The sequence below is a fragment of the Nocardia anaemiae NBRC 100462 genome, assembly GCF_001612725.1.
In the GTDB taxonomy this organism is placed as follows: domain Bacteria; phylum Actinomycetota; class Actinomycetes; order Mycobacteriales; family Mycobacteriaceae; genus Nocardia; species Nocardia anaemiae.
The window spans coordinates 1-1,657 of record NZ_BDAZ01000121.1; the positions used below are offsets into that span (position 1 = coordinate 1).

The following is a 1,657-nucleotide window of genomic DNA, read 5'->3' on the forward strand; positions in this document are numbered from 1 at the left end:
ACCCGACACCGCAGTGGTCGCCGGAGGCCGCGGTGGCCTTCATGGACTATTACGGCATCCAGGCGCAGGCATTATCGGTGTCGGATCCGGGGGTGTCGTTCCTGGCCGGTAAAGAGGCCAGCGATATGGCCCGCTATTGCAATACCTATGCCGCGGCGCTGTTCCGGTCGAATCCGACGCGGTTCGGTGCGTTCGCCGTGCTGCCGATGCCCGATATCGCGGCCTCGATCGCGGAGGCGATCTACGCACTGGATGAACTGCACCTCGACGGTGTGATCCTGCTGTCGGCCTATGACGGTGTCTACCTGGGTGATCCCCGCTTCGAACCGCTGATGATCGCGTTGAATCAGCGCAATGCCTACGTCTTCGTGCATCCGGCCGCGATTCCGGATACGGCCAAGCCGAAGCTGCCGCTGCCGGACTTCCTGGAGGAGTTCACCTTCGACACCACACGGGCGGCGACGATGATGATGGTCACCGGAATGACCCAGCGCTATCCCGACATTCGCTTCCAACTCGCGCATGCGGGCGGCACCGTACCGTTCCTGTCCTGGCGCATCAGTGTCGCGTCGCAAACGGTAATCGGCGAATTGTGGCCGCAAGATCTGCCGAAACCGTCGGTGCTGGATATGCGGAACCAGATCTCGCGGTTCTACTACGACACCGCGCTCAGTGGTTCGGCCGCCGCGATGTCCGGGGTGCTCGCCGTGACGAACCGTGATCACATCGTCTTCGGCTCCGACTGGCCCTTCAGCGCGCTCACGCTCCCGCAGAGCGGTTCACACGATCCCGCGCCGGGGCTCAGCGATATCTTCGATGCCGATCAGCGCATGGAGGTCGAACACCACAATCCGCTGCGGCAACTGCCACGACTGGCCGCGGCCGTCAACGGCTGATCACAGCTGGGGTTGCGGCGGCAATTCACTGGATACCAGCTTCTGCGCGCTGCGCTTGTTCATGCCGAACATCCGCAGCACATGCAGGGTCATCTCGTCGGTGAGCGCTCCGGCGTCGGCTTCGGGTCGGGCGTCGAGCAGTTGCAGCAGTCCCAACAGTGCCCCACCCGCGGCCATGATCGCCATATCCGGGTCCATCGGCTCGAACCGGCCCGCCGCTTGGGCAGCCATGATGTCGCGGCGGGCGCGCGGGGCCAGGCCCTCGTCACGCAGCAGCACCGACGTACCGGAATTCAGGATCACCCGCACGCCCTCGGGGATCTGGCGCTGCAGCCGCCCGGTCATCCGGAAGCTCACCGCGAAAACTTCGGCGGGATCTTCGTACAAGGCGACGATCTCGTCGCGCATCTCGCTATAGATCTGCAGTACCGACCGCACGGCCTCGTCGAACAACTGCTCCTTGGATTGGAAGTGGTTGTAGAACGAGCCGAATCCGACATCCGCCGCATCGGTGATCTCCTGGATGCTCACCGCGGATCGCCCCTCCGACAAGAACTTCCGCGCCGCCCCGATCAACGCATTGCGCGTCCGCTCACGCCGCCGGTCGATGCGGTTGCCCACCACACCTGTCACCATGTCCTCTTCCCTCGATTCCGTTATCGGAATCGTATCTGATAAAAGAATCAGAGTCGATTCGCGGCCATCGTTTCGGATTCGGTTCCGGCTGAACGTAACTATCGACGTAACACCTCCTCCTTCTT

The 1,657-nt window shown here is 63.1% G+C and carries 2 protein-coding genes; one reads left to right on the forward strand and one right to left on the reverse strand.

Going from position 1 to position 1,657, the window contains the following annotated elements:
* Window positions 1-896: amidohydrolase family protein (locus NA5_RS38670; protein ID WP_062993991.1), on the forward strand; the 896-nt coding region annotated here is incomplete at its 5' end.
* Here the strand turns inward: NA5_RS38670 and NA5_RS38675 are convergent.
* On the reverse strand, window positions 897-1,532 hold the full coding sequence (locus tag NA5_RS38675; RefSeq protein ID WP_062993992.1) for a TetR/AcrR family transcriptional regulator: 636 nt from the start codon (window positions 1,530-1,532) through the stop codon (window positions 897-899).
* Window positions 1,533-1,657 lie beyond the last annotated feature (125 nt).